30 protein-coding genes are annotated in these 26,917 nt (G+C 62.1%); 21 read left to right on the top strand and 9 right to left on the bottom strand.

Features of this window, described 5'->3' with window-relative positions:
• Nucleotides 1-128 precede the first annotated feature (128 nt).
• The 16 genes from siaA (at nucleotide 129) to O9X62_RS01090 (ending at nucleotide 13,107) form a co-directional block, all read left to right on the top strand.
• Nucleotides 129-2,126, top strand: a complete 1,998-nt coding sequence (gene siaA / locus O9X62_RS01165; protein ID WP_269530942.1) for a biofilm regulation protein phosphatase SiaA — start codon at nucleotides 129-131, stop codon at nucleotides 2,124-2,126.
• 25 nt (nucleotides 2,127-2,151) lie between these two features.
• Nucleotides 2,152-2,694 carry a biofilm regulation protein kinase SiaB gene (gene siaB, locus O9X62_RS01160; RefSeq protein ID WP_269530941.1) on the top strand — a complete coding sequence of 181 codons (543 nt, stop codon included), beginning with the start codon at nucleotides 2,152-2,154 and terminating at the stop codon, nucleotides 2,692-2,694.
• 14 nt (nucleotides 2,695-2,708) lie between these two features.
• The gene (gene siaC, locus O9X62_RS01155; RefSeq protein ID WP_269530940.1) at nucleotides 2,709-3,095 is read left to right on the top strand and encodes a biofilm regulation phosphoprotein SiaC; all 387 of its coding nucleotides are present in this window, start codon (nucleotides 2,709-2,711) and stop codon (nucleotides 3,093-3,095) included.
• Complete coding sequence (gene siaD, locus O9X62_RS01150) at nucleotides 3,092-3,877, top strand: biofilm regulation diguanylate cyclase SiaD (protein ID WP_269530939.1); 786 nt, start codon at nucleotides 3,092-3,094, stop codon at nucleotides 3,875-3,877. The genes siaC and siaD overlap by 4 nt, the downstream gene beginning before the upstream one ends.
• Before the next feature lie 119 nt (nucleotides 3,878-3,996).
• The gene (gene argJ / locus O9X62_RS01145; protein WP_269530938.1) at nucleotides 3,997-5,220 is read left to right on the top strand and encodes a bifunctional glutamate N-acetyltransferase/amino-acid acetyltransferase ArgJ; all 1,224 of its coding nucleotides are present in this window, start codon (nucleotides 3,997-3,999) and stop codon (nucleotides 5,218-5,220) included.
• A 19-nt stretch (nucleotides 5,221-5,239) separates the two neighbouring features.
• Nucleotides 5,240-5,653: a TonB family protein gene (locus O9X62_RS01140; protein WP_269530937.1), complete on the top strand. Its 414-nt coding sequence runs from the start codon at nucleotides 5,240-5,242 to the stop codon at nucleotides 5,651-5,653.
• 6 nt (nucleotides 5,654-5,659) lie between these two features.
• Nucleotides 5,660-6,511 carry an ATP-binding protein gene (locus tag O9X62_RS01135; RefSeq protein WP_269530936.1) on the top strand — a complete coding sequence of 284 codons (852 nt, stop codon included), beginning with the start codon at nucleotides 5,660-5,662 and terminating at the stop codon, nucleotides 6,509-6,511.
• Nucleotides 6,508-7,479 (top strand): Nudix family hydrolase, encoded by a 972-nt coding sequence (locus O9X62_RS01130; RefSeq protein ID WP_269530935.1) that lies wholly within the window; start codon nucleotides 6,508-6,510, stop codon nucleotides 7,477-7,479. The genes O9X62_RS01135 and O9X62_RS01130 overlap by 4 nt, the downstream gene beginning before the upstream one ends.
• Before the next feature lie 166 nt (nucleotides 7,480-7,645).
• Nucleotides 7,646-8,773, top strand: coding sequence for a D-alanyl-D-alanine carboxypeptidase family protein (locus O9X62_RS01125; RefSeq protein ID WP_269530934.1), 1,128 nt, complete (start codon nucleotides 7,646-7,648; stop codon nucleotides 8,771-8,773).
• A 2-nt stretch (nucleotides 8,774-8,775) separates the two neighbouring features.
• Nucleotides 8,776-9,207, top strand: coding sequence for a GNAT family N-acetyltransferase (locus tag O9X62_RS01120; protein ID WP_269530933.1), 432 nt, complete (start codon nucleotides 8,776-8,778; stop codon nucleotides 9,205-9,207).
• A 15-nt stretch (nucleotides 9,208-9,222) separates the two neighbouring features.
• Nucleotides 9,223-10,083 (top strand): D-amino acid aminotransferase, encoded by an 861-nt coding sequence (locus O9X62_RS01115; protein WP_269530932.1) that lies wholly within the window; start codon nucleotides 9,223-9,225, stop codon nucleotides 10,081-10,083.
• Nucleotides 10,077-10,580: a GNAT family N-acetyltransferase gene (locus O9X62_RS01110; protein ID WP_269530931.1), complete on the top strand. Its 504-nt coding sequence runs from the start codon at nucleotides 10,077-10,079 to the stop codon at nucleotides 10,578-10,580. The genes O9X62_RS01115 and O9X62_RS01110 overlap by 7 nt, the downstream gene beginning before the upstream one ends.
• A gap of 267 nt (nucleotides 10,581-10,847) precedes the next feature.
• Nucleotides 10,848-11,117 (top strand): YbeD family protein, encoded by a 270-nt coding sequence (locus tag O9X62_RS01105; protein WP_269530930.1) that lies wholly within the window; start codon nucleotides 10,848-10,850, stop codon nucleotides 11,115-11,117.
• Nucleotides 11,118-11,119: 2 nt separating this feature from the next.
• Nucleotides 11,120-11,791 carry a lipoyl(octanoyl) transferase LipB gene (gene lipB / locus O9X62_RS01100; protein ID WP_269530929.1) on the top strand — a complete coding sequence of 224 codons (672 nt, stop codon included), beginning with the start codon at nucleotides 11,120-11,122 and terminating at the stop codon, nucleotides 11,789-11,791.
• A gap of 26 nt (nucleotides 11,792-11,817) precedes the next feature.
• Complete coding sequence (gene lipA / locus O9X62_RS01095; protein WP_269530928.1) at nucleotides 11,818-12,789, top strand: lipoyl synthase; 972 nt, start codon at nucleotides 11,818-11,820, stop codon at nucleotides 12,787-12,789.
• A 24-nt stretch (nucleotides 12,790-12,813) separates the two neighbouring features.
• On the top strand, nucleotides 12,814-13,107 hold the full coding sequence (locus tag O9X62_RS01090; RefSeq protein ID WP_269530927.1) for a DUF3144 domain-containing protein: 294 nt from the start codon (nucleotides 12,814-12,816) through the stop codon (nucleotides 13,105-13,107).
• Between the two features lie 91 nt (nucleotides 13,108-13,198).
• Here the strand turns inward: O9X62_RS01090 and O9X62_RS01085 are convergent, their stop codons facing one another.
• Nucleotides 13,199-14,893 carry a M28 family peptidase gene (locus O9X62_RS01085; RefSeq protein WP_269530926.1) on the bottom strand — a complete coding sequence of 565 codons (1,695 nt, stop codon included), beginning with the start codon at nucleotides 14,891-14,893 and terminating at the stop codon, nucleotides 13,199-13,201.
• A 224-nt stretch (nucleotides 14,894-15,117) separates the two neighbouring features.
• Here O9X62_RS01085 and O9X62_RS01080 point away from each other — a divergent pair, with 224 nt between their 5' ends.
• Genes O9X62_RS01080 through O9X62_RS01070 form a run of 3 tightly spaced genes read left to right on the top strand, consistent with a single transcriptional unit; the run spans nucleotide 15,118 to nucleotide 16,625 of the window.
• The gene (locus tag O9X62_RS01080) at nucleotides 15,118-15,483 is read left to right on the top strand and encodes a response regulator (RefSeq protein WP_269530925.1); all 366 of its coding nucleotides are present in this window, start codon (nucleotides 15,118-15,120) and stop codon (nucleotides 15,481-15,483) included.
• Nucleotides 15,480-16,109: a chemotaxis protein CheX gene (locus O9X62_RS01075; RefSeq protein ID WP_269530924.1), complete on the top strand. Its 630-nt coding sequence runs from the start codon at nucleotides 15,480-15,482 to the stop codon at nucleotides 16,107-16,109. Before O9X62_RS01080 ends, O9X62_RS01075 begins: the two co-directional genes overlap by 4 nt.
• Before the next feature lie 9 nt (nucleotides 16,110-16,118).
• The gene (locus O9X62_RS01070; RefSeq protein WP_269530923.1) at nucleotides 16,119-16,625 is read left to right on the top strand and encodes an acyl-CoA thioesterase; all 507 of its coding nucleotides are present in this window, start codon (nucleotides 16,119-16,121) and stop codon (nucleotides 16,623-16,625) included.
• A 23-nt stretch (nucleotides 16,626-16,648) separates the two neighbouring features.
• On the opposite strand, the gene O9X62_RS01065 is transcribed toward O9X62_RS01070, so the two are convergent.
• Nucleotides 16,649-17,428, bottom strand: coding sequence for a zinc-dependent peptidase (locus O9X62_RS01065; protein ID WP_269530922.1), 780 nt, complete (start codon nucleotides 17,426-17,428; stop codon nucleotides 16,649-16,651).
• A gap of 103 nt (nucleotides 17,429-17,531) precedes the next feature.
• Here O9X62_RS01065 and O9X62_RS01060 point away from each other — a divergent pair, with 103 nt between their 5' ends.
• A complete protein-coding gene (locus O9X62_RS01060) occupies nucleotides 17,532-17,960 on the top strand; it encodes a DUF3617 family protein (protein WP_269530921.1) in 429 nt (142 codons plus the stop codon).
• Between the two features lie 35 nt (nucleotides 17,961-17,995).
• Entirely contained in the window at nucleotides 17,996-18,715 is a 720-nt protein-coding gene (locus tag O9X62_RS01055; RefSeq protein WP_269530920.1) for an ABC transporter substrate-binding protein, read from the top strand.
• A 32-nt stretch (nucleotides 18,716-18,747) separates the two neighbouring features.
• On the opposite strand, the gene O9X62_RS01050 is transcribed toward O9X62_RS01055, so the two are convergent.
• From O9X62_RS01050 to O9X62_RS01020, 7 genes are all read right to left on the bottom strand, one after another.
• Complete coding sequence (locus tag O9X62_RS01050; protein WP_308446403.1) at nucleotides 18,748-19,569, bottom strand: UDP-2,3-diacylglucosamine diphosphatase; 822 nt, start codon at nucleotides 19,567-19,569, stop codon at nucleotides 18,748-18,750.
• A 47-nt stretch (nucleotides 19,570-19,616) separates the two neighbouring features.
• The gene (locus tag O9X62_RS01045) at nucleotides 19,617-20,408 is read right to left on the bottom strand and encodes a hypothetical protein (RefSeq protein WP_269530919.1); all 792 of its coding nucleotides are present in this window, start codon (nucleotides 20,406-20,408) and stop codon (nucleotides 19,617-19,619) included.
• A 94-nt stretch (nucleotides 20,409-20,502) separates the two neighbouring features.
• Nucleotides 20,503-22,068: an alkyl hydroperoxide reductase subunit F gene (gene ahpF, locus O9X62_RS01040; protein WP_269531830.1), complete on the bottom strand. Its 1,566-nt coding sequence runs from the start codon at nucleotides 22,066-22,068 to the stop codon at nucleotides 20,503-20,505.
• Nucleotides 22,069-22,354: 286 nt separating this feature from the next.
• Nucleotides 22,355-22,924 carry an alkyl hydroperoxide reductase subunit C gene (gene ahpC, locus O9X62_RS01035; RefSeq protein WP_269530918.1) on the bottom strand — a complete coding sequence of 190 codons (570 nt, stop codon included), beginning with the start codon at nucleotides 22,922-22,924 and terminating at the stop codon, nucleotides 22,355-22,357.
• Nucleotides 22,925-23,048: 124 nt separating this feature from the next.
• The gene (locus O9X62_RS01030) at nucleotides 23,049-23,414 is read right to left on the bottom strand and encodes a hypothetical protein (RefSeq protein WP_269530917.1); all 366 of its coding nucleotides are present in this window, start codon (nucleotides 23,412-23,414) and stop codon (nucleotides 23,049-23,051) included.
• A 20-nt stretch (nucleotides 23,415-23,434) separates the two neighbouring features.
• Nucleotides 23,435-23,986, bottom strand: a complete 552-nt coding sequence (locus O9X62_RS01025; protein WP_269530916.1) for a porin family protein — start codon at nucleotides 23,984-23,986, stop codon at nucleotides 23,435-23,437.
• A 134-nt stretch (nucleotides 23,987-24,120) separates the two neighbouring features.
• Nucleotides 24,121-26,895 carry a TonB-dependent receptor gene (locus tag O9X62_RS01020; protein WP_269530915.1) on the bottom strand — a complete coding sequence of 925 codons (2,775 nt, stop codon included), beginning with the start codon at nucleotides 26,893-26,895 and terminating at the stop codon, nucleotides 24,121-24,123.
• Between the last annotated feature and the right edge of the window lie 22 nt (nucleotides 26,896-26,917).

Below are 26,917 nucleotides of genomic sequence, written 5' to 3'. Positions count from 1 at the left end.
CTTGCTGCGCATGATACCGGTGCTGGCACGTGGATTTGTCATGCAAGGCAGATGATGCAAGGCCGGATTCGATGGCAAGATAGTGGCTGTGCCGGTTCCGGCACCTGAATCCTCTCTCCGGAGTACCGATGCTGCTGTCCCGACTCGGCCTGCGTGGCAAGGCCCTGATTGCCCTCGCGATTGCCTGCATCCTGGCCCTGTTACCGGCCCTGCTCATCGGTTGGCGTGTGGTGGATAACATTCGCAACCATTTCGGGGTGGCGTACGCCCGTGATACCGCCTTGTTGAGCCGTGAGCGGGTATTTGCACCGTTATCGCGCGAGCTGGCCTTGTCGCTACGTTTTGCGGATTCGGAAATCACCCGCCAGTGGCTGCTTGATGAAACCAACCCGGCCAAGCGCGAGTTGATGTTCCGTGAGGCCGAGGGCTACCGGCGGGATTTCCGCGATCGGTCCTACTTCATCATCAGCAACCAGTCGCACCAGTATTATTTCAACGATGCCTTCACGCCACTGAGCCAGGCGCCGCGCTACCGTCTGGATGCCGCCAAGGCGGAGGACGGCTGGTACTTCAGCACGCTCAAGAACACCCAGCGCTACAACATCAACGTCAATTACGATGCCTCGCTGAAGGTCACCAAGGCCTGGATCAACGTGATGGTCTACGACGGCGAGCGCAAGATCGGTCTCGCCGGTACTGGATTCGATCTATCGACCTTTCTGGGTGAGTTCATCCGCAACCACGCGGTGGGTGTGACGCCCATCATCATCGATGCCAAGGGCGCGATCCAGGCGCATCCCGATGAGCGCCTGATCGCACTCAATTCCGGCACGCAATCGGCCACGCATACGGGCGGCAACCTGCTCACGATGCTGCCTGACGCATCGACCCGCGCTGCCCTTCTCAAGGCCATGAAGGTGGCGGAAGCCAGTCGCGATGCCGTGGGCTTGGCGCATGCCCGCCTTGATGGCAAATCACAGGTGATTGCGGTCAGCCATATTCCTGAACTGCGCTGGTATGTGGTCAGTGCTGTCGATCTGCACGCCGCGCGCTTGTTCGAAGATGCCTGGATCAAACCCGTGCTGGCCGGCGTGGTGCTGGTGCTGTTTCTATTGCTGGCCGGCTTCATCTACGCCGTGGAGAGACTGATCCTCGGCCCGCTCAAACGCTTGCGCGCCTCCGCCCAGGCCATGGCGGAGGGCGATTATCAGGTGGGGGGCGCCAGCCAGCGTGATGATGAGATCGGCGAGCTGAGCCGTGCCTTTGCCGGCATGGCCGATCAGGTGCGCAGCCATACCGAACAGCTCGAGGCGCGGGTACAGGAACGCACGGCGGCGCTGGAAGCTGCGAACCGCGAGATGGCCGCCGCGCACAAGAAGATCAACGATTCCATCGATTACGCCAGCCTGATCCAGCGCGCCATCCTGCCTGACCGGCAGCTCACGCAATCGCTGGGCGAACATCACTTCGTGCTCTGGCGTCCGCGCGATGTGGTGGGGGGCGACTTCTATGTATTCCGGGAAGACGGCGACAACTGCCTGCTTGGCGTGATCGACTGTGCAGGCCATGGCGTGCCGGGGGCCTTGATGACCATGCTGGCGCGCGCGGCCATCGACCATGCGATTGCCGAAGTCGGCACCACCTCGCCGGCTGCCATCCTGCATCACACCGATGCCGCCATGCGTCAGATGTTGTCCGAGAGCCACCTGCCGCGCAGCATTGCCACCAGCATGGATGCCGGCTTGGTCTATGTGGATCGGGCAAAAAAGACCCTGCGCTTTGCTGGCGCCAAGATCGCCTTGCTGTGGAGCGATGGCGAAACTGTCGAAGAGATCAAAGGCGACCGCCGCGCCATCGGCGACAAGCGTCGTGGCGATTATCAGGATGTCACCGTGCCGCTGCAGGCCAATCGCACCTATTATCTGACCACGGACGGCCTGCTCGATCAGGCTGGTGGCGAGCATGGCTTTGGCTTTGGCACCAGCCGGCTGGTTGCGCTGGTGCGCGAGCATGCTGCCCTGCCGCTGGCCGAACAGGGTGCCGCGCTAGCGGCGGCCGTGGCCCGGCATCAGGGCGATGCCAACCAGCGCGATGACATTACCCTGCTGTGCTTCCGCTTTGATTGATCCACGATGATCCGTTGAGAGCCACATGAACAATATCGACCTCTACAGCCTGCGCACCCACTTCAACCGCGAGCGCATCCTGCTGTGTTTCAATGGCCCGATCTCGCGCAGCCTGATTGAAGAAATCGGCACGGCCCTCAAGAACTACCTGCAGGCCGAGCAGGCCACACCCAGCGAGGCCATGGATGTATTCGGCGTGTATATTGAAATGAGCCAGAATATTCGCCATTACGCGCAGAGCCGCGGTTACGCCGAGGTGGAATCGGCGGCCACGGTGGTGATAGGCCGCGATGATGACGGGCACTATGTGGTGTCGGCGGGCAATCTGGTTGAGCGCGCTGATGGCGCCATCCTGCTGCAGCAAGTGGCCAGCCTCGCCAGCCTTGACAAGGCCGCACTCAAGGCCCGCTACAAGGAGCAGCTGCGCCAGCCCCGTGATGCGGACGCCACCACCGGCGCCGGCCTGGGCCTGATCGACATCGCCCGCAAGGCCAGCGCGCCCCTGGCCGCCAGCCTGACCGAACTCGAAGACGGCAAAGCCTTCTTCAGCCTGCGCGCCGTAATCTGATGCAAGACAAGACCATGACCACCGATATTCATATCCCTGCCACCCAATCCACACCCGCCATCGATACCGCGCATGCCGCAGGCCTGCTGACGATTGCCGGTGACTCCTACCCGGAAAACTCCTTCGAACTTTTCGGCCCTGTGATCGACTGGGTAGAGCACTTTCTGGCTGAGACGGATCGTCCGCTGACCCTGGAATTGCGGCTGATGTACCTGAATACCAGCAGCATCAAGGTCATGATGGATATTTTCGATCTGCTCGAAGAAGTCCATCACAAGGGCCGTGCCGTGGCCGTGAACTGGCACTACGACGCCCGCAACGAGCGGGTGGCCGAGCTGGCCGGCGAGTTCAAGGAAGACTGCAGCTTCCCCTTTGCGATTGTGGCCAGCGAACCTGTATGAGCACCGACAAGTGGATACTGGAAGAGCAGGTCAAGCGCCTGCTGGCGGACCCTGATTACCAGGATAACCCCCTGCGTTTTCCGCTCAGCCAGCTCTGGCACCAGCACCACGAGTTGCTCAACCGGCTCGACCGTATCACCCGTGTCTCGGACGTGTATCAGAGCATGGCCCGCGAGCGCGAGCAAAGCATGGCAGAGCGTGTGGACAAGCAGCTGCGCCAGTTGCAGAAGGTGGCGCGCATCTCCGATCGCTACCAGCAGATGATGCAGGACCTCAATGCTGCGCTCAAAGAAGCTTCCACCCATGATGCCCTCACCGGTCTGCCTAACCGCCGGCTGCTGATGGAGCGGCTGCGCGCCGAGGTAGAGCGTGACGAACGCCACCAGCGCAGCTTCTGCATTGCCTTGCTCGACTTTGATCACTTCAAGCTGGTAAACGACCGCTACGGGCATGATGCCGGCGATGCCGTGCTGATCGAAGCGGGACGATGCATGCAGGATGAGATGCGCGATTACGATCTGTGCGGCCGCTGGGGCGGCGAGGAGTTTCTGATCCTCCTGCCGGAAACCACTATGGAGATTGCTGTCAGCATCATCGAGCGTGTGCGCATGGCCATCGCCGCCCTGAAGATCCGTGTGGGTGAAGAAGCCATCTCCATTACCGTGAGTTCCGGACTGGCGGCGCATCGACCGGGAGAGGCCTATGCCGATACCCTCAATCGTGCCGATGCCGCGCTGCTGGAGGCCAAACGCGCCGGCCGCAATCAGGGCCATAGCGCCTGAATGCCGTGTCTCGCGTTCGCGAGGCACCATGGCGCAATGCGCCGGTAATCCCCCTGCTGCCATGTCGATTCCGGGCTAGAATTGCGCCTTTCTTGCACTGCAACAACCGGAACCCCGCCATGCCCGTCAACCTCGTCGTGCCCGATCCTGCCTCGCTCCATCCCGTCCCCGGCGTGACGCTGGGCATTGCCTCGGCGGGGGTCAAGACGGCCGGCCGAAAGGACGTACTGGTCATCAAGCTGGACGAAGGCGCTGCTGTAGCCGGCGTGTTCACCAAGAACCGCTTTTGCGCCGCCCCGGTGCAGCTGTGCCGCGAGCATCTGGCGGTTGCCACGCCACGTGCACTGGTGGTGAACACCGGCAATGCTAATGCCGGCACCGGCCTTGATGGCCGCGAGCGCGCGATCAAGGTGTGCGATGCTGTCGCCGGCGCGCTGAACCTGCGCCGCGAAGCAATCCTGCCGTTCTCGACCGGCGTGATCCTTGAGCCGCTGCCATACGAGAAAATCATTAACGCCGTCCCCGCCGCCGTCGCCAACTTGGCCCCGGCCAACTGGTCCGACGCCGCAGCGGCCATCATGACAACCGATGTGCTGCCCAAGGCGGCCAGCAAGCAGGTCAGCATCGGCGGCGCCACCATCACCATCACCGGTATCGCCAAGGGCGCCGGCATGATCCACCCGAACATGGCCACCATGCTCGGCTACATCGCCACCGACGCCAAGCTCACCCAGCCGCTGGTGCAGGCGCTGGTCAAGCACGCTGCCGACCGCAGCTTCAACTGCATCACGATTGATGGCGACACCTCCACCAACGACAGCTTCATCGTGATCGCCAGCGGCCAGACCGGCCCGGCTATCAGCGACGCGGCCAGCGCCGAATTCGCCGCACTTCGCGATGCCGTGACGGAAGTTGCGCAGACCTTGGCACAAGCCATTGTTCGCGATGGTGAAGGCGCGACCAAGTTCATGACCGTGCAGGTTGAAGGCGGCAAGGATGAAACCGAGTGCAAGGCCATCGGCTATGCGATTGGCCGCTCGCCGCTGGTGAAGACCGCCTTCTTTGCTTCTGACCCCAATCTGGGCCGCATTCTCGCCGCCATCGGCTATGCCGGCATCGATGATCTGGATGTGGACAAGCTCGACCTCTACCTCGACGAGGTACTGGTCGCGACCAAGGGAGGTCGTAACCCGGCCTACCGAGAGGAAGACGGCCAGCGCGTGATGAACAAGGCCGAAATCCTGATCCGCGTGGTGCTGAACCGCGGCCCGGTCAGCGCGACCGTGTGGACCTGCGATTTCAGCTACGACTATGTGAAGATCAATGCCGATTACCGCAGCTAGTCGCCTTCCAGGTATGTCCATGCGAGTAGTGATTGTCTCTACCGTGGCGTTGACGCTAACGTCCTGCGCCTTGGGCCCGATCGATCTTGATCCCTTCGGTCGCCCGATCACGCCGGCTATTTCCATGGCGCCGAGGGTATTCACTGGTTGCATACCCAATCAGCTGGATCGTCCGCCTGAATTGGTTCGCGGTACGAAACCGCTCTATCCCGTTGGCCGTGGGCTTGCCAATGAACACGGGTCTGCGAGGTTGACCTTCACGGTCAATGAACAAGGGCAAGTGGTTGATGCAGAGGCCGTTTCCAAGCAATCCCCCTGGTTCGAGAATCACGCACTGATTGCCTCACGTGGCTGGCGCTTCAAACCGGCCGAGCGCGATGGCAAAGCCATTCCCGTCAGATGCAGAATCAGTCTGGATTTCGAGATTCTCTGAGCCACCATGACCCTCAGCCCCCAACTTGCTGATCTGTTGAACCGCCTGGATGCCCTGCTTCCGCCACTGGTGGCAGAACCCGACTGGACTGCATTCGCCTTCCGCTGGCGCAAGAAGGTGGTGCTGGGTACCAGCATGGGCTGGCTCGAAGCCGTGGCTGCGCCGCATCGCATCCGCCTGGCAGATCTGCACAATGTCGAACCGCAGAAGGTCGAAATCGCTCGCAACACGCGCCAGTTTGTCGAGGGCAAGTCCGCCAACAACGTGCTGTTGACGGGCGCACGCGGCACGGGCAAGTCGTCCCTGGTCAAGGCTGTACTGACCGAGTACGCCGCTCAGGGTTTGCGCTTGGTGGAGGTGGATAAGGACGATCTGACTGACCTGCCTGATATCGTGGCGCAGCTGAGCCAGCGACCCGAACGCTTCATCGTGTTCTGCGACGACCTGAGTTTTGAAGAAGGCGAGGGTGGCTACAAGGCGCTCAAATCGGTGCTTGATGGCGGTGTGGCTGCGACCAGCGCCAATGTGCTGATCTATGCCACCTCCAACCGCCGTCATCTGCTGCCTGAGTACTTCGACGAGAACCTGAAGACCCGTCATGTGGATGGCGAAATCCATCCGGCCGATGCGGTCGAGGAAAAGATCAGCCTTTCCGAGCGCTTTGGTTTGTGGCTGAGTTTTTACCCGTTCAGCCAGGATGAGTATCTGGCTGCCGTACGCCACTGGCTGACTGAGCTTGGTGCGCCGGCCTGGGATGAGACCATCGAACGCGAAGCACTCAACTGGGCGCTGGGCCGTGGCTCGCGCTCGGGCCGTGTGGCCTGGCAGTTTGCGCGTGACAAGGCGGGGCGCGCATGAGCGAGACCAAGATCACCCATGTCGCGGCTGGCGTGCTGGTCCGGCCTGACGGCCAGTTCCTGCTGGGGTCGCGGCCCGAAGGTAAGGCGTACGCAGGCTGGTGGGAGTTTCCCGGCGGCAAGATCGAGTCGGGTGAGACGCCGCGGCAGGCGCTGGACCGAGAGTTGCACGAAGAGATGGGCATTTCTGTGACGGCCGCGCATCCTTGGCTGGTGCAGACCTTTACCTACCCCCATGCCACCGTGCGGCTCAATTTCTTCAAGGTAACCGCCTGGGAAGGTGAGCTGCATTCCCGCGAGGCGCAGTCGTTCGCCTGGCAGTGGCCGGGCGCGCTCACGGTGGGGCCGGTGTTGCCTGCCAACACCCCCATCTTGCGGGGGCTGGAATTGCCGCCCTTGCTGGCCTTCTCCAACGTGGCTGAGCTGGGTATCCCCACTTGGCTGGCGCGCCTTTTTGTCTGCTTGCAGGGGGGATTGCGCTGGGTGGTGCTGCGTGAGCCGCAGCTATCCGCCGTGGATTACGCGACTTTGGCCCGGCAGGTGATCGATATGGCCGGACCCTTCGGGGCTCGGGTGCTGCTGCATGATCAAGCTGAACTGGCGGCACAGCTGGGGGCGGACGGGGTGCATCTCAGTGCCCGCACCTTGCTGCAGACGGCAAGCCGGCCTGAGGGCTGGGTGGGCGCCTCGGTGCACAACGCCGCCGAGCTGGCCAAGGCGGCTGAACTGGGGCTCGACTATGCGGTGCTGGGCACCCTGCACCCTACGCCCAGTCATCCGGGCCGCTCGGGCATAGGCTGGCCTGGTTTTACCGATCTGGTAAGCCAGGGCTGGCCTTTGCCGGTTTACGGCATTGGCGGTTTGTCCATCAAGGATCTGCCACAGGCCGAAGCGGCCGGTGCACAGGGGGTTGCGGCCTTGCGCGCGCCCTGGCAGCAGGGTTTGCAAGATCGCTTGGTATCCGGCTAGCCCAAGGCCTTGGCTTGGCCGCAGTATCGGTCTTGTCTTGCCTAAACGGCCACCTGAGCAGGTGGCTGTTTCGCATATAATTGGCGCCTTTGCCGCGCAATGCGGCGTGTTTTGCAGCGCGGCGTGCCGATCTGCGCCGATCCAACCGGAATACCTGTCTCCCGCCATGAAGAAATCCCTGCTTGCCCTGCTGATCGCCACTTCGCTGGCGAGTCACGCTGCCCTGCCTGTCCCGCCCGCACCGGAACTGAGCGCGCGCGCTTATCTACTGCTTGATATCAAGAGCGGCGCCACACTGGCTACCAAGGATGCCGACAAGCGCATCGAGCCCGCCTCGCTGACCAAGCTGATGACGGCCTACATTACCTTCAAGGCGCTCAAGGAAAACCGCATTCAGGCCACGCAGCAACTGACCGTGTCGCAAAAGGGCTGGAAGACCGAAGGTTCGCGGATGTTTCTGGATCCGAAGAAGCCCGCCACGGTGGATGAGCTGATCCGCGGCATGATCGTACAAAGCGGTAACGATGCTTGTGTGACGCTGGCCGAGGCGATTGCCGGCAGCGAGGAGACCTTTGCTGCCCTGATGAACCAGGAAGCGGCACGCTTGGGCATGAAGGGCACGCGCTTCATGAACTCGACCGGCTTGCCTGATCCTAACCACTACACCACGGCGCGGGATCTGGGCATTCTGGCGACGGCCATCCTGCGCGATTTTCCGCAGTACTACCCCATCTACTCGATGAAGTCGTACCGCTATAACAACATCAGCCAGCCTAACCGCAACCTGCTGCTTTACCGTGATCCCGGCGTGGATGGCATGAAGACCGGTCACACCGAAAGCGCCGGTTACTGCCTGGTTGCCAGCAAGCGCGATGGCGATCGCCGCGTACTCAGCGTGGTGCTGGGTACCGAGGGCGATGTGACCCGCGCCAACGAAAGCGCCAGCCTGCTGGGCTACGGCCTGCAGTTCTTTGATACGCCCAAGCTGTACGCAGCCCGTCAGGCGGTCAGCCAGATGCGCGTGTTCAAGGGCCAGAGCGACAAGCTCGCCGTGGGTTTCGATGCCGACCAGTACACCACGGTGCCCAAGGGTGCCGCTGCCCGCGTGCAACGACAGATTGTGCTGCAGCCGCGTCTGATCGCACCGGTCAAGGCAGGCCAGGTGGTTGGCTCGGTCAAGCTGAGCCTCGATGGTCAGGCCTTGGGCGAGCTGCCGCTGAAGGCGCTGGCCCCGGTCGCCGAGGCCGGCTTCTTTGGCCGCACCATCGACAGCATCAAGCTCTGGTTCAACTGATCGTGCAGATCCGTCCGATTGCGCTGCCGGATACCAACGCGCTGGTCGAACTCTCGGCCCAGCTGGGCTATGCCATTGAGCTGACCACGGTGCGGCACAACCTGCAGCGCATGCTGGGCAATGCTGATCATTGCCTGCTGGTAGCGGAAAATCCGGCTGGCGAGGTGGTGGGCTGGGTGCATGGTTTTGTGCGGCCACTGATCGAATCGCCGCTCTCGGTAGAGATCGGTGGCCTGGTCGTGGATCAGCGCTGCCGGCGCCAGGGTATAGGCGCTGCCTTGATGGCGGCGGTGGAGCGCTGGACTCAGGCGCAGGGCATCGCGATTGTCAGCCTGCGCTCGGCCGCCCAACGTGAAGAAGCCCATGCGTTCTATCGTGGACTGGGCTATGCCGAAGTGAAGCGCCAGCTGGCTTTCCGCAAAACACTGGCTTGAAGGGAGTGGTTCGCGATGCTGTATCTGAACGGTGACTACCTGCCGGCTGCTGAGGCAAGAATCTCTGCCTTCGATCGCGGTTGCCTGTTCGGCGACGGCATTTACGAAGTGGTGCCGGTCTACTCGCGCCACCCATTCCGGCTCGATGAGCACCTGGGCCGGCTGGAGACCAATCTCTCCGCCATTCAGCTGCCCAATCCACATACCCGGGATGAGTGGCGTGAACGGATACTGGGCGTGATTGCTCGCCAGCCGTTTGATGATCAGTCGGTGTATTTCCACGTGACGCGCGGCAGCGCAAACGAGCGCGACTTTCCGTTTCCGGTCGACGTGCCGCCCACCGTGCTGATCTTTGCAGCCGAACTCAAATCCCCCTCGCCCGAGATCAAGGCACAGGGCGTGCGCGCCATCAGTCATGCCGATTTCCGCTGGCTACGCTGTGATCTCAAATCATTGAACCTGCTGCCCACCGTGCTGCTTCGCGAGGCCGCCAAGCGTGCCGGCTGTGCCGAATGCGTGATGTTCCGTGATGGTTTCCTCACCGAGGGCGCGGCCAGCAATGTGTTTGTGGTCAAGGATGGCGTGATTGCCGTGCCGCCCAAGAATCATCTGATCCTGCCCGGCATTACCTACGACCTGATCATCGAACTGGCGCAGCAACATGGTTTGCCGCTACAGGTACGCACGATTACCGAAGCCGAAGTCCGCGCCGCCGACGAGCTGTGGATGACCAGTTCCACCAAGGAAGTGCTGGCGCTGGTCGAACTTGACGGCCAGCCGGTGGGTGATGGCAAGGTCGGCCCGCTGGCGCAGCGCATGGACGCGCTGTATCAGGATTACAAGGACACCGTGATGCGTGCGGGTGGCGCATGCTGATCCGTCTGGCCACGGCGGCCGACGCACAGCCATGGCAGGCCATGCGGCTTGAGGCGCTGGCCGCCCATCCCGAGGCCTATGGCAGCAGCGTGGCCGAAGAGGCTGGCTTCTCGCCTGACGTGGTGGCCGCACGATTGACCGACCCGCTGAACCGCGTATGGGTTGCCGAGCGCGACGGCGAACTCATCGCGACAGCAACCGCGCGGCGTGAGATGTCGCACAAGGCGCGGCACCGCTGCAATCTGTTCGCCATGTATGTAAAGCCGGCAAGCCGCGGCCAGGGTGTGGCGAGCCAATTGGTCGATGCCATCAAGCGCAGCGCGCGCACCGAACTGGGCGCGGACTGGCTGCAGCTCAGTGTGCAAACCGGCAATGTGGCCGCCGTGGCGCTCTATGCGCGTGCCGGCTTTGTGGTGTGGGGCACCGAGCGCGATTCGCTGCGTGTGGGTGAGGCGCACTACGATGAGTACCATATGGCGCTCGATTTGCGCCGCTGAACGGTCGCAGGGGTTTGAAAACACGGCAATGACACCATCTAGGTCGGGATGCCATCCGGAGTCCACTGCATCACGTAGCCGTTCCCGCTGGCGTAGATCAGCACCGCCAGGGCCCGTCGACAGTTCATCTGTCGGCTCAAGGATGCCTAGGGCGACGCGACGAATAAACTGTGGCGCGACAGCCCATCGCCCGGAATCTTACCTTTGCCAGACCTTACCCTGCGCCCGATGGGGCGTTGACCCTGGCCCAGCTACAAGGAGGTCGCCATGAGCGAACCCAAAGAAGCCATCATCGAATTCCCCACGCGTTTTCCCATCAAGGTGATGGGCGAACGCCACGACGATTTCTCGCAAACCATTTTCGAGCTGGTACGCATCCATGCCGATGACCTGACGGCCGAAGATATCGAGCTGCGCGTCAGCTCCGGTGGCAGGTATGTGTCGCTGACCGTGACGGTCACGGCCATCTCGCAGGAACAGCTCGATGCAATCTACCGCGCGGTGACGGGCCACCCCATGGTCAAGTACGTGCTGTAAGCGTGGAACCTGTCGTCAAACAACTTGGCCTGGTCGAGTACGAACCGACCTGGCGCGCCATGCAGACGTTCACCGATGAACGTGGTACCGGCACGCCCGATGAGCTGTGGCTGCTCGAACACCCGCCCGTGTTCACCCAGGGCCAGGCTGGCAAGCCTGAGCATGTGCTGCAGCTCAGCAATATCCCCATCGTGCCCATCGACCGTGGTGGTCAGGTTACCTATCACGGCCCCGGCCAGCTGGTGGTCTACCTGCTGGTGGATCTGAGCCGGCGCAAGCTGGGTGTGCGCGAGTTTGTCCGCCGGATCGAGCAGGCCATCATCGAGCTGCTGGCAGACTTCAACATCGCCGCTTACGGCAAGGTGGATGCACCCGGCGTGTATGTACAGCGCGACGGCGTAGAAGCCAAGATTGCCTCACTGGGGCTGCGCATCCGCAACGGTAAGAGTTATCACGGGCTGGCGCTCAATGTAGCGATGGACCTCACGCCTTTCGGCTATATCAACCCCTGCGGTTATGCGGGTCTGGCCGTGACCCAGCTCAGCGATTTTGGCCTGAACGAGACGCCGGCCTCGCTCGGACCGCGTTTGGCCGGTAAAATCAAGGCCTTGCTGGCGCAGGACGGTACCGCCGCGGTATCAGATTACGCCTTGAACTCCCAGCCGGCCGCTTGAGCCGGCGTGAACGAAAGTCCCCAAGCATGTCCTCGCCCGTTGTCACCACCCCGCCCGAGAAAGCCGAACAAGGCGTCAAGCTCAAGGGCGAGGCCAAGACCGCCCGCATCCCGATCAAGATCGTGCCGCTGGCCGAGCCGCTCAAGAAGCCTGACTGGATCCGCGTGAAGGCACCGGCCGGTGACCGCTTCTACGAGATCAAGAACATCCTGCGGGAGCAGAAGCTGCACACGGTGTGCGAGGAGGCCAGCTGCCCGAACATTGGCGAATGCTTCGGCAAGGGCACGGCCACCTTCATGATCATGGGCGACATCTGCACGCGCCGCTGCCCGTTCTGCGACGTGGGCCACGGCCGCCCGAACCCGCTCGATGCCAATGAACCCAAGCATCTGGCTGAAACGATTGCCGCGCTGCGCCTCAAGTATGTGGTGATCACCTCGGTAGACCGCGACGACCTGCGCGATGGCGGTGCCCAGCATTTTGCCGATTGCATTGCCCAGACTCGCGCACTGTCGCCCAATACTCAGATCGAGGTGCTGGTGCCCGACTTCCGTGGTCGCCTCGATGTGGCCATCGACATCATGACGGCCACCCCGCCCGATGTGATGAACCACAACCTAGAAACCGCCCCGCGCCTCTACAAACAGGCCCGTCCCGGTTCGGATTATCTGCACTCGCTCAAGCTTTTGAAGGACTTCAAGGCACGCAACCCGAATGTCGCGACCAAGAGCGGCATCATGGTGGGCCTCGGTGAAACCGATGAGGAAGTGTTTGAAGTCATGCGCGACATGCGTGCGCACGATATCGACATGATCACCATCGGCCAGTATCTGGCTCCATCGAACAGCCACCTGCCGGTGCTGCGTTATGTGACGCCGGAGCAGTTCAAGGTCTTCGAAGCTGCCGCTTACGAAATGGGCTTCAAACATGCCGCCGTGGGCGCATTGGTGCGTTCGTCCTATCACGCCGATCAGCAGGCGCATGACGCTGGCCTGTAAGCTGGCAGCGCAATGGAGATGAGCATGAGCGACAACGAGGACGCGTTTTTTGATCGGGCCGATGCGTACGTCCAGCTGGCCAATGTCCAGCTCGATACCGCGGGTGCCGACGAAGTGCAGGCGGCTTTCCTGTTTGCCCTGACGCGTTACACGGTATGGACGGCTGCACAGGGCTTTGACAGTGTCGATGCCTTGCGTGCCAAGCGCGGTGAATTGCTGGCCTTGTACACGGCACAGTTCCAGAATGCGCTCAAGGACAGCCTGGCCGATTACATCGACAACTTCGACGAATACCGCGAAGACGCTGATCAGGCCTGATACGACCCGGCGGCGATGACGCCCCTACGCAGGGTGAACACAGGGTGCAATAAGGCCAGCGGGCGCCGAGGCGCCCGTTGTCATTGCGGGCTCAGTTGGCGCCGTATCCTGTATTGCCGTAGCGCTGCCCGGCTTTGCCCTGCAAGGCATGCTGTTTGGCCCTGAACTCCGAATCGGCATTGAAGGCTGGTTGCTCGACCCCATCGGCGAGCCGGCGGCCGATCCGGTACAGCAGCTCGGTGTCTTCCACGCCACCGCTAAGATCCCAATCCGGCTTCATCACATCGCTGGGCTTGTGGTAATCGTTACTGATGTACTCGCTCATCTTGCCGATGCCGTAACCGGTCGGCTTGCCGATGTAATCCACGCCACTCCACATATACAGCGCCGGTATGCCGGCCTTGGCGAACTCGAAATGGTCGGAGCGGAAGTAGCCGCCGTTTTCGGGCTTGGCCTCGGGCGCGACCACGCGCCCCTGTTGGGCAACGGCATCGCGGGCAATGTTTTCGAGACTGGACTGGCCCGCCCCCACAATCACCATGTCGCGCGTGCGGCCCCAGGTGTTGATGCCGTCGATATTGATATTGGCCACGGTACGGGCGAGCGGATACAGCGGGTTGGCGGCGTAATAGGCCGCGCCAAGCAGGCCGGATTCTTCGGCCGTGGTGGCCAGGAACAGCAGGCTACGCGCGGGGCGGTGGCCGGCTTTGGCGGCGTCGCTGAATGCGCGACCCAGCTCCAGCAAGGCGGCCGAACCCGTGGCATTGTCGGTGGCACCGTAATAGATGTCGTTGCCACGCTTGCCCAGATGATCCCAGTGGCTGGTGTAGACAATGAGTTCATCGCGGCGGGCCGGGTCGCTGCCCTCAAGGCGGGCGACTACATTGTGCGAGTCCATGCGCCGCAGCGTGTTGTTGAGCGTGAAGCTGGCCTTGGCCTTGAGTTTGACCGGCTTGAACCCAGGGCTCAGCGCGGCCTGTTTGAGCTGGTCAAAATCCTGGCCGCAAGCCTTGAGCAGCTTTTCGGCGTGGTCGCCGCGCAGCCATGAGCGCACCGGCACATCGCTGGCATGGCCGTCCTTGGCGGCGATGGTGAAGTTCTCGCGCGAGTTGCTGTTGAGCACGACCAGCCAGGGGTAAGCGGCCGGAATCGTCTCGTGGATGATGATGGCGGCAGCGGCACCCTTGCGTGCTGCCATCTCGTACTTGTACATCCAGCGGCCGTAGTAGGTCATTGCCCGGCCCTTGAACTTGCTGTCGTCCAGCCGTGCCGGATCGTGCGGATCGGGCAATTGCGGATCATTGATCAGCATGACGATGGTCTTGCCGCGTACATCCACGTTCTTGTAATCGTCCCAGCCGTATTCGGGTGCCACAACGCCATAGCCGACGAATACCAGATCGGATTCCTGCGTGCGGATGCGGGGCTTTTCCTGCGTGGTGAAGGCCACGTAGTCGATGGGGGCATCGAGCTTGATGTCCTTGGCACAGCCGCTGAAGCGCAGGCTGGGCTGGGTCTGGATGCCGACCATCGGCACCTTCTGCACATAACTGCCATCGGGATTGCCCGGTGCAAGGCCCATGGCCTTGTACTGTTCGGTCAGGTACGCCACGGTCTTCTGCTCGCCTGCCGAGGCAACGCCGCGGCCCTCGAATTCGGCGCTGCTGAGGATGCGAGTATGTGCTATCAGCTGGTCGCTGCGGATCAGGGCGTCCTGCGCATGGGCGACCCCCGGTGCCGCAATAGCGGCTAACAGGCTGGCGATGTGAAAGTACTGCCGGTGCATGGTGTCTCCCGCTTGTACTGGTGAGCCTGCACGTGTGGTGCAGCCCGACTTTTTATGGGCCCGATCCGGCCCAGCGGCATGCTGGCACAGGCGTGCGGATAAATCAGCCCTTTCTAATGCGGCGTCGTATATCCGAAACACCGGGCAAGTGCAGGAAGGCAGCGCGGCATGGACTATGATGATGGCAACACCGTTGCATATCGCGCCAAGGATCGTTTCCTGCCATGAGCAAACATGTATTGATCGTCGACGACAGCCGCGTATCGCGGATGCTCGCGCGTGCCTACCTTGAGGAAAAGCGCCCTGACTGGCGGTTTTTCGAGGCGGCCAGTGGCGAAGAAGCGCTGAGTATCGTTGCCCGTGAACCGATTGAACTGGTCACGCTGGATGTGAACATGCCCGGTATGTCTGGCCTGGTGGCGGGCGAGCAGATGCTGCAGTTGCATCCGGGCCTGAGCGTGGTGGTGCTCACGGCCAACGTGCAGAGCAGCGTGCGGCAACGTGCCGAAGCGCTGGGCATGTGCTTTCTGCAAAAGCCGGTGACCGAGGCAGTGATCGCCCAGTTGCTGGAACTGGTTGAGGGTGCATGAGCACGGAACTGACCGCGCTGCAGCAGGACGCCCTGTGCGAGATATTCAATATCAGCGTGGGTCGCGCTGCCGCGGCGATGAGCGGCTTGGTCGGTGAGGAGGTCAGCCTCTCGGTGCCGGTCATGCGCTTCTGCTCGTTCGCGGCCTTGCATGACCGGATCGGCTGGTCGCAGTGGCGGCATGTGGATGCGGTGACCCAGCACTTCACCGGCAGCTTCACGGGCGACGCCATGCTGATGTTTGCCGATGAAGATGGCGAGGAAGTAGTCAGGCTGATGGTGGGTGCCCTGCCCAGCCGCGGCTCACCTGATATGCAGGCCCTGCTGGCCGATGCGCTGGGAGAGATCGGCAATGTGCTGCTCTCGGCCTGCCTGTCAGCGCTGGCCGATCTGATCGGTGATGACTTCACCTACTCTGTGCCCAGCATTGCCAGCGGTGCCGGGCTCGATGTCATCAATCATCCAGACGATGACGACACCCGCCAGGTGCTGTTCCTGCATGTGCAGTTCCTGCTGGAGACGCGCCGGATCGAGGGCTATCTGGCCTTTGTGCTGGGGGTGGATTCCATCGCCAGCCTGCGAGGCGGCGTCGACCGTTTTCTGGGCAATCTGGGCGCTGCAATCTAGGAATACGCCATGCCGCATGGTCTTGCTAGCCATGAACTCACCATGACGGTACTGATGACACCGGATATGGCCAATTTCTCCGGCAACGTGCACGGCGGGGCCATACTCCGTTTGCTGGATCAGGTGGCTTATGCGTGCGCCAGCCGCTATGCGGGCGCCTATGTGGTGACATTGTCGGTGGATCAGGTCACCTTCAAGCAGCCCATCCATGTGGGTGAACTGGTGACCTTCATGGCGACCGTCAATTACACGGGCCGCTCATCGATGGAGGTGGGCATCAAGGTCGTGGCCGAGAATGTGCGCGAAGGCAGTGTACGCCATACCAATAGCTGTTTTTTTACCATGGTGGCCGTGGGTGACGATGGCAAGCCCATCGCTTTGGCGCCCCTGGTGCCCGTAGGCGAAGAGGCGCACCGCCGCTATCGCGAGGCGGCCTTGCGCAAGCAACAGCGGCTGGATGCCGCGCGGCAGTATGAGGCGCTGCGTCAGGCAGACGGACACGGCGGCATGGCGTAGCCGTGCCAAGCGGGGGCATTCGGCTACCAGCTTATGTCGTCCACTCCCACAACCGGCAGGCGCATGCCGGGGTCCTGGCGGTAGAACTGGCGCAACTGCTCATACACAGCCGGGTAGACCAAGTGCAGGCGATGGGGGAGCTCGAAGAAGCATTCGGACAGCACGGCAAAGAATTCGGCCGGGTTTTCAGCACCATAGGCATCAATGCCGGTTGCTATACCGGCATCCACCCTGTAACAGAAATCCCGGTAAGCACGATCCCAGATCCGAGACCAGTCTTCTTGCGACATGCCGGCATGCAGGGGCGGCGCACCGTTGGCATCGCCATTGAGCATGTCGAGCTTGTGTGCACACTCGTGAATCACCACGTTCCAGCCATCCAGCCAGGGCCCATGCTGGCTGTCCTTCCAGGAGACCAGCATGGGGCCGTCGGTGCGCGCCATACCGGCCAGTGAACGCTCACCCTCGTGCACCAGCCCGTTGCGATCCCGCCAGCTATCACGGCTCTTGAAGGCGCCGGGGTAGACGATCAGTTCATGCCAGCCTGCATACGCCTCGTCGCCCAGGTGCAGGATCGGCAGACAGGCTTGCGCGGCGATGACCAGACGCTGCTGCTCGCTGACGGCGGCGCCATGGGCGCCGCTAATGTGTTTGGTACCAAGAAAGTGGCGCATGCGTGCCTCAAGCAAGCCCCATTCTTCCTCGCTCAGTCCATCTAGCAGCGGCATGTGGTGGCCTACGCTGGGCCAATAGGGTGAGGCGAGGGGATCGACGGCAGGTTTACGCTTGAGGAAATCGAGCATGATGTTTCGCAACGGGGCAATACAGGCCAGATGCAGGCATCGGCCAGCAATCTCAAGGGCCGCTGCCTACACTGGAAGCGGATAGTCATTTGGGAGCATTGCCATGCGTTACTGCCTCGCCACCCTGGCCTGCCTCTTGGCAGGCACTTTGCAAGCTGCGCCACAGGCCACGCCGGGCCAGTGGGAAATGACCAGCAAGGTCAGCATGTCGGGCATGAAAATGGCGATCCCGCCCAATACGGTCAAGTTCTGCATCAAGCCCAATGAGGTGAAAGACCTGACCAAGCAGGCCATGGGCGGGCCGCAAGGTGCGCCCAGCAAGGACTGCAAGATGCTGGAAAACAGCGTCAGCGGTGCGACCGTGAAGTTCAGAATGCGCTGTGAAGGTCCGCATCAATCCGATATTGCCGGCGAAGTCAGCTATGCCGGTAACAGCTACAAGGGCAAAACCGTGATCGATACCACGGCAGGGCCGCAGGGCAAAATGCGGATGACCAACGAGTTCAGTGCCAAGCGCATTGGTGATTGCTGAGTACAAGCGGGGCGTAACAGGGTGAAGCTATGTGGATGAAGTCATGGTCGGCCTGCCTGGCGGGCCTGTTTACGGTGGCCGCCGTGCCGTCACAGGGCGCGGCAGACTCCCCTCTGCTGGTCTACATCGAGGAACGGGACCCGTATTTTTCGATGGATCAAGGGCGTCTTGGTGGCCTGGTCGGCAAGCCTGCGCGCGAGGCGCTGGAGCGAGCAGGTATCGCCTACCGTGTGGAAACCGTGCCCTTCCAGCGTCATATGACCCTGATCGCCCGCAATCTGGTTTATGGCTGTGCCCCTGGCCGCTTCCACACCGCTGAGCGTGAGGCCGTAGGTAAATACAGCGCCCCGCTGTTTCGCGACGGGCCGCTGGTCTTGTTGGTGTCTCGCAACGGCAAGCCCGTCCCGGCCACGCTCGAGGCTACCCTCAAGCAGGCGGATTTGCGGCTGCTCGCTCAAGAGGGTTATTCCTATGGGGCGGAGGCGGATGCCCTGCTGATGCAGCACGGTGCCCGATTGAAAAGGGAGCCCTACACGAATCGCGCGCTGGCCCGGCAGGTAGCCGAGAATATTGTCGACGGCTATTTCCTGTTCCTTGAAGAAGCGCAGGCCATGATCCGTGCGCTGGGGGAGACGAACCTGCGCATCCACAGCTTTACCGATGCGCCGCCGGTCACCGTGCGCTATCTCTACTGCAGCAAGCAGGTGCCCGATACCTTGCTCAACCGGATCAACCAGCAACTGAAGCTGCCTTGATGCGGGCCCGCATCCGGACCTGACGCCGCCCGCTAGGGTGCCGCCCCGGCTGTGACCGCCTCGCGGGTCTTGGCGTGCCGTTTGGGTGCATCCTCGCTAGCGTGACCACGCTGAGACCAGACCACGATCTTCAGCTCGCCCTCCATCGTTTCCACCAGCGCACTCAGGCTCTCTACCCAATCGCCATCATTGCAGTAGAGCACTCCGTCTATCTCGCGCATCTCGGCTTTGTGGATATGGCCGCAGATCACGCCATCGAGCCCGCGCGCCTTGGCCTCTTTGGCCACCGCTTCCTCGAACTGGCTGACAAAGTTCACCGCCTTCTTGACCTTGTGCTTGAGGAACTGCGATAGCGACCAGTAGCCCAGGTTGAACTTGGCACGGATATGGTTGAACCACTGGTTGAGCTTGAGCGTGAAGGTGTAGGCGTGGTCACCCACAATGGCCAGCCAGCGCGCGCACTGGATCACGCCGTCGAACAGATCGCCATGCAGTACCAGAAAGCGTCGGCCATCGGCCGTGGTGTGGATCACTTCGTCCTGGATATCGATGCCGCCAAAGGCAAGGCCGATGAACTGGCGCACCACCTCGTCGTGGTTGCCCGCGATGTAGACCACCTCGGTACCCTTGCGCGCCTTGCGGAGGATTTTCTGCACCACATCGTTATGGTGCTGGTTCCAGTACCAGGAACGCTTGAGCGCCCAACCGTCGATGATGTCACCGACGAGGTAGAGGTGATCCGATTCGGTATGGCGCAGAAAGTCCAGCAGGTACTCGGCCTGACAACCGGCCGTGCCGAGGTGGATATCGGAAATCCAGATGCTGCGGAAGTGTTGGATCGGGCGCTCGCTCATGGCCGGCGAGCATGCCCGTGGATTGTGACAAGGCGTTGACGCCGGTTTCAGCGCATCTGTGCCCGATACCGCTGTGCGAGGTCGGTAGCCACTTCGTAGATGCGGTCACTGGTCGTGAAAACATTGCGCTGCAACTGGCGATCCCGATTCTGCTTCGCCAACTCATCAATCGCCTGCTGAAAGAAATGCCACTGGGTATCCAGCAGCTGTAGTTGCGTTCGGATGCTTGCCGTGTTGCCCGGATACGCCCGAAGCTGACGACTGGCCGCCTCGAACTCGCTACGGGCGCTGGCGAGGTCTTTTTCCAGGAAGGGCAGGGTCAGGCCAGCACTGCGCATCAGGTAGATTTTGGCCAGACGCTGCGAGAGCGCGCCGATGTCTTCAGCCAGCTGTACCGATTTTTGTGCCGGCCCGAGCTTGGCCTCCAGCAGCTGCGCGCCCTTTTGCGCGATCCAGGCCATGTCCTCGGAGGCTTCCAGTAACGCACGGCCATCTGCGGCTCTGGGCTGGGTGGCGATCAAGGCTTGATAGTCAGCCCATTGTTGAGCGAGCAGGTCGTAGTTTTCCTTGAGTTCCGGATCGCTTGCCGTGGCCTTGCGCAGCTTGCCCAGTTGCGCCGAGAACTCGCCGGCAGCCTGGGTGTATTGGCGCTTGGCACCGGCATCCGTGGCATCCAGCCAGCGCAAGGCATAGCTGCGCGTCATGCGTTCGACCAGACTGCGCTGGTGGCTGGCCTGCCGTGCGCCCTCCATGTCGATCTTGCCGGCAGCGTGGCTGCCAGTCGTGATGAGCAGGATGCACAGGGGTATAGAGAGTGAGCGGACGAAACGGGAAAGCATCGGGGACATCCTGACAAGAGATGTCCCCTTGGTCGGCGCAGTGGCCGAACCGTTACAGCAGCTGCGCTGCCAAGCCTTTCGCTGATCTATCCGCTTACTGGGGAGCGGAGTTGCGAATCAGATAGTCAAACGCACTCAAACTCGCCTTCGCACCCTCACCCATCGCAATGATGATCTGCTTGTAAGGCACGGTGGTTGCATCGCCCGCCGCAAAAATCCCCGGCACCGAGGTTTCACCGCGGTCGTTGACTTCAATTTCCCCGCGCGGCGACAGCTTGACCGCCTCCTTGAAGAAGTCGGTATTCGGCAGCAGACCGATCTGGACGAAGATGCCTTCCAGCTCGACCAGACGGCTCTCGCCCGTGGTCCGATCGGTGTAGCGCAAGCCGGTTACCTTCTGGCCATCGCCGACCACCTCGGTGGTTTGCGCGCTCATGATGGCGGTCACATTCGGCAGGCTCAGCAGCTTCTTCTGCAGCACCGCATCGGCGCGCATGCTGTCGCCGAACTCCAGCAGCGTGACGTGCGACACAATGCCCGCCAGATCAATCGCCGCTTCCACGCCCGAATTGCCGCCACCAATCACGGCCACACGCTTGCCCTTGAAGAGCGGGCCGTCGCAATGCGGGCAGAAGGCCACGCCACGGGTCTTGTATTCCTGCTCGCCGGGCACATTCATCTCGCGCCAGCGTGCGCCGGTGGACAAGATCAAGCTGCGGCTTTGCAGCGTGGCACCGGATGCCAGTTGTACGGTGTGCAGACCGCCCACTTTATCAGCTGGGATGACTTTCTCGACGCGCTGGGTGTTCATGATGTCCACCTCATAATCGCGCACATGCTGTTCCAGCGACATGGCCAGCTTGGGGCCCTCGGTCGCCTTCACCGAGATGAAGTTTTCGATACCCAGCGTATCGAGCACCTGACCACCGAAACGATCCGCCACCACGCCGGTGCGGATACCTTTGCGCGCCGCGTAGATGGCGGCCGATGCGCCGGCGGGGCCACCGCCGACGACGAGTACGTCGAAGGCGTCTTTCTGGTTCAGCTTTTCGGCCTCGCGCGCCACGGCACCGGTATCGACTTTGGCGAGGATTTCCTCCAGCCCCATGCGCCCCTGGCCGAAGTGCTCGCCGTTCAGATACACCGAGGGCACGCCCATGATCTGGCGCGATTCGACTTCGGCCTGGAACAGCGCGCCGTCGATCATCGTGGCCTCAAAGCCGGGGTTGAGCACGGTCAGTGTGTTCAGTGCCTGAACGACATCGGGGCAGTTATGGCAGGACAGCGAGATGAAGGTCTCGAACACGAACTTGCCTTCAATCGCCTTGATCTGGTCGATCTGGGTCTGTTCGAGCTTGGGTGGGTGACCACCTACTTGCAGGAGGGCAAGCACCAGCGAGGTGAACTCGTGGCCCATGGGAATGCCGGCAAAGTGCACACGCGGGAAATCGCCCTGGCGCACGATGGCAAACGAGGGGCGGCGCGCGTTATTGCCGTCTTCGCGCACGGTGACCTGGTTCGAGAGTTCGGCAATCTCGATCAGCAGCTCACGCATCTCGCGCGAGGCGGCGCTGTCGTCGAGCGAGGCGACCAGCTCGATGGGCTGGCTGACGCGTTCGAGATAAGCCTTGAGCTGGGTCTTGATGGTGCTGTCGAGCATGGTGTTCTCCAGGATGCGATAGACGTGGCGATTCACAGTGAGAAGGCTGCTTGCGAGCGGCCTTGTCGCTGGGTACCGGGGCGACTATCCAGTGCGATAACGAGCGTTAGCGAGGCTCCCCCCAAGACCGTGCAACTTGGACTCCGTCGCAGCAACGAAGGCGGGGGGGTGTGGGCTCAATCAGGGAAGCACCCCGATTGAGCTTTCACCGGTGGTGAGCGCCCGGGTTTCCCGGGTGCCCGCGCGGAACGTTGATGAGCGCGCCATTCACCACAACAGAGGGTGCTTAGATCTTGCCGACGAGGTCGAGCGACGGTGCCAGCGTGGAAGCGCCTTCCTGCCACTTGGCCGGGCACACTTCACCTGGGTGGCTGGCTACGTACTGGGCAGCCTTGACCTTGCGCAGCAGTTCTTCGGCGTTACGGCCAATGCCACCGGCGTTGATTTCGATGATCTGGATCTTGCCCTGTGGGTCCACCACGAAGGTGCCACGCTCGGCCAGACCGGCTTCTTCGATCATCACGCCGAAGTTGCGGGTCAGGGTGCCGGTGGGATCGCCGATCAGCGGGTACTGGATCTTGCCGATGGTTTCCGAGGTGTCGTGCCAGGCCTTGTGGGTGAAGTGGGTGTCGGTCGACACGCCGTAGATTTCCACGCCCAGATCACGGAAGGTGGCGTAATGGTCGGCCAGATCACCCAGCTCGGTCGGGCACACGAAGGTGAAGTCGGCCGGGTAGAAGAAGAACACCGACCACTTGCCCTTGACGCTGGCGTCGCTGACTTCAACGAACTTGCCTTGGTGGAAAGCGGTGGCCTTGAAGGGCTTGATATCGGTGTTGATCAGGGAAACGCTCATGGGATTTTCTCCGTTGGTGTTGAGGGTGCTGCTTGACGGAGTGCATCTTAGTGAGCGGCCAACAATTGCTCAAATTGATTGTTTATTATGTCGTGATAGCTAAATTGCTATCGAAGGTGGTGTCTTATAGTTTGCGATAGCGTATGAGGGCACGCGTACCGGCGGCACGCAGGGTGAGCACCTTGCCGCGCAGCCGCAGGATATCGTAAGTCTCCGGAGAGGCGAGGCTGCCGCCGCTCAGGGTCAGTTTGCAGGCGGCAAGTTGCCAGCTGGCATCAACGATTTCGGGTCGGGCATGTAGCCAGGTGCGGAACGGCCGGGTACCGCCCTCAACCTCGAAAGCCATTTCTTCATAATGGCCGGGGCCGTCCACATGCTGCCAGCTGCCGGTCAGCTGGGTAGCGCTGATCGGGCAGCGTGGCGCAGCGAGTGTGACAGGGCTGATCAAGACCAGCAGGGCGATCAGCCAGCCAGGTTGGATGGCAGCCATGGCGCGTGTGGCTGCCGGACTCAGAACCCGAAGCCCAGACCCAGCGACGTCACCTTGACCTTGTCGATCCCGACTTCGTCCACCGAGGGAAAGACAGTATGTTCGGCATAGATCGAGACGCCGTTCTCCAGCTTCCAGCGCAGGCCCGCACCGACTACGGCGCCAGACTGATGATTCGGCACCTGGATGACAGCGCCGGGGCGGGACAGCTCAAGCTGATTGCGCGTCCAGCCGACTAGTGCGTGGAGGGAGAACTGCTCGGTCACCGGCAGGCTGGCCAGCAAGTTGAGTTGCAGCGCGGTCAGGTCGACACGGGCATCGCTAATAGCCTGGCCGCTGGCACTATCGGTCACGGTGGCGCCGGTGACGCGCGCCAGCTTGCGGTAGGCCGTTTCGACTGCAAGATGGCGATTGACGTTGTAGCCCAGCGAAGCCATCCAGGTATCGCTGGATACCTGGTTGAACTTGCTCTGGCCACCATCCAGCCGGATAAATGCCAGACTTTCGACCGGCTTGGCTGCGTAAGCGGGCAGGGTGGCGGCAAACAAGGCAAGCAGCAGGGCGGCTTTCATCGGCTTCTCTCCAAAAGCGGGCGCGCTTGTGGGCCACGCCATCATGCAAGGGGCAATCACGCAGCCGGCCATATGCCGGGCGCTCGGGGCAGAGTGTAGCGAGTATCCGGTCCGGATCGCCAGCCTTGCACCACCTACCAGCGATAGCTTGCGCGCAGATGCCAGCGTCTTCCCTGCAGATCGTAGGTCATGGTGTCGGTATTACCGTCGGTCCAGTTCCGTACAAAGGGTGCTGCCTTGTCGAACAGGTTATCGATGCCGGCCGCCACATCCCAGTGTCTGGACGGGGCATACCGGACTTGCAGGTTATGGTAGTGCAAGGCCGGTATCCGGCTGCCCAGACTGCCTGCGGGCGCATCGGGATCCTGCGCGGAGCCGATGTACTGCATGCTGTAAGCGCCGGACCAGACCCCCGCCGTCATGCCCAGTGTGGCCATGGCCCGGTTATGGGTATAGCTGCCCCGTCCGCTGGGCAGCTTGCCGCCATAGTGCAGGGTCGCAGCGCCGGGGAAGGGGGTGATGTCATAGCGTTGCAGCCGTGACGCGTCCACATTGAGGGAGAAGGGAAGTCTGCCCAGCTTGAAGTGATAGAGCAGGCCCAGATCCACCCCCGCGAGATCCTCGCTGGCGACATTGGCTGGCTGCGCCGAGAGGAAGTTGATCTCGCCGGTCGTTGTATCCCGCCTGAAACTGGTTGGGCTGCAGAACACATGGTTCAGTCCGGGCGTGTTGTAGCACACCGCCAGCCGGGTAGAGCCGCCCAGGGCCTGAGTCGCGTTGGCAACCTTGATCCTGTAGTAGTCGGCGCTCAGGGTCAGCATGGGGGAGGGTGTCCATACCAAGCCTGCGGTCAGGGTATCGGCATGCTCCGGCTTCAGGTCGGGGTTGGCGCCGCCGGTCGTGAGCAGGGTGTTGCCAAGCTGGGTGAACCCTGCGGGCACCCCGCTGCTGCGGCAGTTCTGGCTGATGACCGAGCTGTCAGGCAGCTTGCTCCAGCCGCTGCAGGGGTCGGTAGTGGTCAGGTTGGCGGATGAAATCCCGCCGAACAGTTCGGGAATGCTGGGAATCCGGAACGCGGTAGAGGTGTTGAGGCGCACCTTCAGGGCGGGGTTGAGCCGCCAATCCAGCCCGAGCTTGCGGGTGTGCTTGCTGCCAAATGTCGTGTAGTCCGAGTACCGTGCGGCGGTGTGCAGGTGCAGGGATTGCACCATGGGCTGGTCTGCCAGCAAGGGGATCGACAACTCGCCATACAGCTCACGGGCGGTGTAGCTGCCATCGACCGCCTGCTGGACATTGGTGTTGGCAATGCCGCGGGCCGTAAGTGGATCAGGGGTGCGCCAGCCGCTTTCACGGCGGATTTCAATGCCTGAAGCCAAGCCCACCATGCCCGCCGCCAACGGATAGATCTGCCCGCGTACATGGGCGGCCATGCTTTTCTGGGCATTGCCACCCGTATCGGTCACCTGCGTCAGGATGTAGTCCAGCACCGCGGGCGTGACATTGCCGTAACCCAGATAGTTGGCACAGGGGATGGCGGCGTTGGCGGTGTTTGCGCATCGGCGGGTATCGAGCGTGGCGTCGACCCGATCCAGATTCGCGACATTGGTCGACCCGTCGATACCGGTATTGCGGCCCCAGTTTGCCGCGAGCGTCCAGTCCCAGTTGTCGTTGATCTGTCCGCGCAGGCCCAGCACCGCACGCCAGGTATCGGTTTCCTGAAAGAAAGTGCGCGGACCGGCCTCGGCAAGGCGGCGTCTGTCCAGTACCAGATCATAGCCCACGGGATTACTGGGATGGCTGGCCCCGAGGCGGATGCTGCGATTAAGGCCCAGTATGCCCGGTGTGGCCAGCTGCGACGATTGCCGCTGGGTATACAGCAGCTCGCCGAACAGGGTGGCCTGGTCGCTGAGCTGGCGCGTGCCGAGCACGCCCAGGCTGGTTCGCTGGCTGGGGTTCACGGCATTCAGTGAGGGATTGGTGTTGTAGCCGTGACGCGCATTGACATAAGGCTCGAAGAAAGCGGGGTCGGTGTCGAGTGATTGGCGGAAATTGATGAACTTGCCGGTCTCCGGGCCGCTGACATAGTGGGCGCGCCCACCAATGGTGGCCGAATGACCCGAGCACACCAGCTTGCCGCCAGACTCGGCCAGCGGGCAGGCGGCGCGCGAACCCAGATTCACTGCGCGGTTCTCGCTATAAGCTAGCGTGGCGATCAGGGACGCGCGCTCGTCACGCATGCCCCAGCTCAGAGATGCCGCGGCATCTTCACCATCCCCCCGGACGGATTCCCCATAACGGACCATCAACTCCGTGCCTGGACGGCTTTGCCGGGTGATGATGTTGACAACGCCGGCCACCGCGTCGGCGCCATAGAGAGCCGACGCCCCATCCTTGAGCACGTCGATGCGTTCGATCAGTGCCAGCGGAATGCTGTTCAGATCCACCGAGCTATTGGCGCCGGTTCCCCCGTTGACTACCCGGCGGCCATTGAGCAGCACCAGGGTCCGGTTGATACCCAGGCCGCGCAGATTCACCTGCGCAGTGCCATAACCATTGCGTACCCAGTAGCTGTTGTTCTGGTTGCCTGCAAAGCCGGCCGACGCCGACAGCCGCTGCAGCAAGCCTTCTACCGTGGTGGCACCGCTACGCTGGATGGCATCGCGGTCTATCACCGTGACCGGGCCGATACCGGATAGCTGATCCTGCTTGAGCCGGAGGCGACTGCCGGTGATTTCGACCAGATCGCTGGCTGCGAGCTGCGGGCGGATCGGCTCGGCAGCCTGCGCGCACACGCCTGCCCCGGACAGCAAGGTCCCAATGGTCATGCCCAGCGAAGCCGAGCGAAGCGCAAACCGGATGGGCTGCTGCCGACGAGCCGACTGGCTGTTTTTGTACATCATATATTTCATGATGTGGTTGCCGTGGGGCATG

The sequence above is a fragment of the Chitinimonas sp. BJYL2 genome (assembly GCF_027257935.1).
In the GTDB taxonomy this organism is placed as follows: domain Bacteria; phylum Pseudomonadota; class Gammaproteobacteria; order Burkholderiales; family Chitinimonadaceae; genus Chitinimonas.
Note: the sequence above shows the minus strand (reverse complement) of the source record. Positions and strands in the feature narration are given on the sequence as shown.

Coding starts and splice junctions, on each gene's coding strand:
- O9X62_RS01130 (WP_269530935.1), top strand. CDS start 6,508: ATGAGCGAGACCAAGATCACCCATGTCGCGGCTGGCGTGCTGGTCCGG.
- O9X62_RS01085 (WP_269530926.1), bottom strand. CDS start 14,893: ATGCACCGGCAGTACTTTCACATCGCCAGCCTGTTAGCCGCTATTGCG.
- siaD (WP_269530939.1), top strand. CDS start 3,092: ATGAGCACCGACAAGTGGATACTGGAAGAGCAGGTCAAGCGCCTGCTG.
- O9X62_RS01075 (WP_269530924.1), top strand. CDS start 15,480: ATGAGCACGGAACTGACCGCGCTGCAGCAGGACGCCCTGTGCGAGATA.
- O9X62_RS01065 (WP_269530922.1), bottom strand. CDS start 17,428: ATGCTCGATTTCCTCAAGCGTAAACCTGCCGTCGATCCCCTCGCCTCA.
- O9X62_RS01070 (WP_269530923.1), top strand. CDS start 16,119: ATGCCGCATGGTCTTGCTAGCCATGAACTCACCATGACGGTACTGATG.
- O9X62_RS01140 (WP_269530937.1), top strand. CDS start 5,240: ATGCGAGTAGTGATTGTCTCTACCGTGGCGTTGACGCTAACGTCCTGC.
- O9X62_RS01090 (WP_269530927.1), top strand. CDS start 12,814: ATGAGCGACAACGAGGACGCGTTTTTTGATCGGGCCGATGCGTACGTC.
- O9X62_RS01105 (WP_269530930.1), top strand. CDS start 10,848: ATGAGCGAACCCAAAGAAGCCATCATCGAATTCCCCACGCGTTTTCCC.
- lipA (WP_269530928.1), top strand. CDS start 11,818: ATGTCCTCGCCCGTTGTCACCACCCCGCCCGAGAAAGCCGAACAAGGC.
- argJ (WP_269530938.1), top strand. CDS start 3,997: ATGCCCGTCAACCTCGTCGTGCCCGATCCTGCCTCGCTCCATCCCGTC.
- O9X62_RS01050 (WP_308446403.1), bottom strand. CDS start 19,569: ATGAGCGAGCGCCCGATCCAACACTTCCGCAGCATCTGGATTTCCGAT.
- ahpF (WP_269531830.1), bottom strand. CDS start 22,068: ATGCTCGACAGCACCATCAAGACCCAGCTCAAGGCTTATCTCGAACGC.
- siaB (WP_269530941.1), top strand. CDS start 2,152: ATGAACAATATCGACCTCTACAGCCTGCGCACCCACTTCAACCGCGAG.
- O9X62_RS01025 (WP_269530916.1), bottom strand. CDS start 23,986: ATGAAAGCCGCCCTGCTGCTTGCCTTGTTTGCCGCCACCCTGCCCGCT.
- O9X62_RS01020 (WP_269530915.1), bottom strand. CDS start 26,895: ATGAAATATATGATGTACAAAAACAGCCAGTCGGCTCGTCGGCAGCAG.
- ahpC (WP_269530918.1), bottom strand. CDS start 22,924: ATGAGCGTTTCCCTGATCAACACCGATATCAAGCCCTTCAAGGCCACC.
- O9X62_RS01045 (WP_269530919.1), bottom strand. CDS start 20,408: ATGCTTTCCCGTTTCGTCCGCTCACTCTCTATACCCCTGTGCATCCTG.
- O9X62_RS01030 (WP_269530917.1), bottom strand. CDS start 23,414: ATGGCTGCCATCCAACCTGGCTGGCTGATCGCCCTGCTGGTCTTGATC.
- O9X62_RS01055 (WP_269530920.1), top strand. CDS start 17,996: ATGAAGTCATGGTCGGCCTGCCTGGCGGGCCTGTTTACGGTGGCCGCC.
- O9X62_RS01080 (WP_269530925.1), top strand. CDS start 15,118: ATGAGCAAACATGTATTGATCGTCGACGACAGCCGCGTATCGCGGATG.
- O9X62_RS01060 (WP_269530921.1), top strand. CDS start 17,532: ATGCGTTACTGCCTCGCCACCCTGGCCTGCCTCTTGGCAGGCACTTTG.
- siaC (WP_269530940.1), top strand. CDS start 2,709: ATGACCACCGATATTCATATCCCTGCCACCCAATCCACACCCGCCATC.
- O9X62_RS01115 (WP_269530932.1), top strand. CDS start 9,223: ATGCTGTATCTGAACGGTGACTACCTGCCGGCTGCTGAGGCAAGAATC.
- siaA (WP_269530942.1), top strand. CDS start 129: ATGCTGCTGTCCCGACTCGGCCTGCGTGGCAAGGCCCTGATTGCCCTC.
- O9X62_RS01125 (WP_269530934.1), top strand. CDS start 7,646: ATGAAGAAATCCCTGCTTGCCCTGCTGATCGCCACTTCGCTGGCGAGT.
- O9X62_RS01110 (WP_269530931.1), top strand. CDS start 10,077: ATGCTGATCCGTCTGGCCACGGCGGCCGACGCACAGCCATGGCAGGCC.
- O9X62_RS01135 (WP_269530936.1), top strand. CDS start 5,660: ATGACCCTCAGCCCCCAACTTGCTGATCTGTTGAACCGCCTGGATGCC.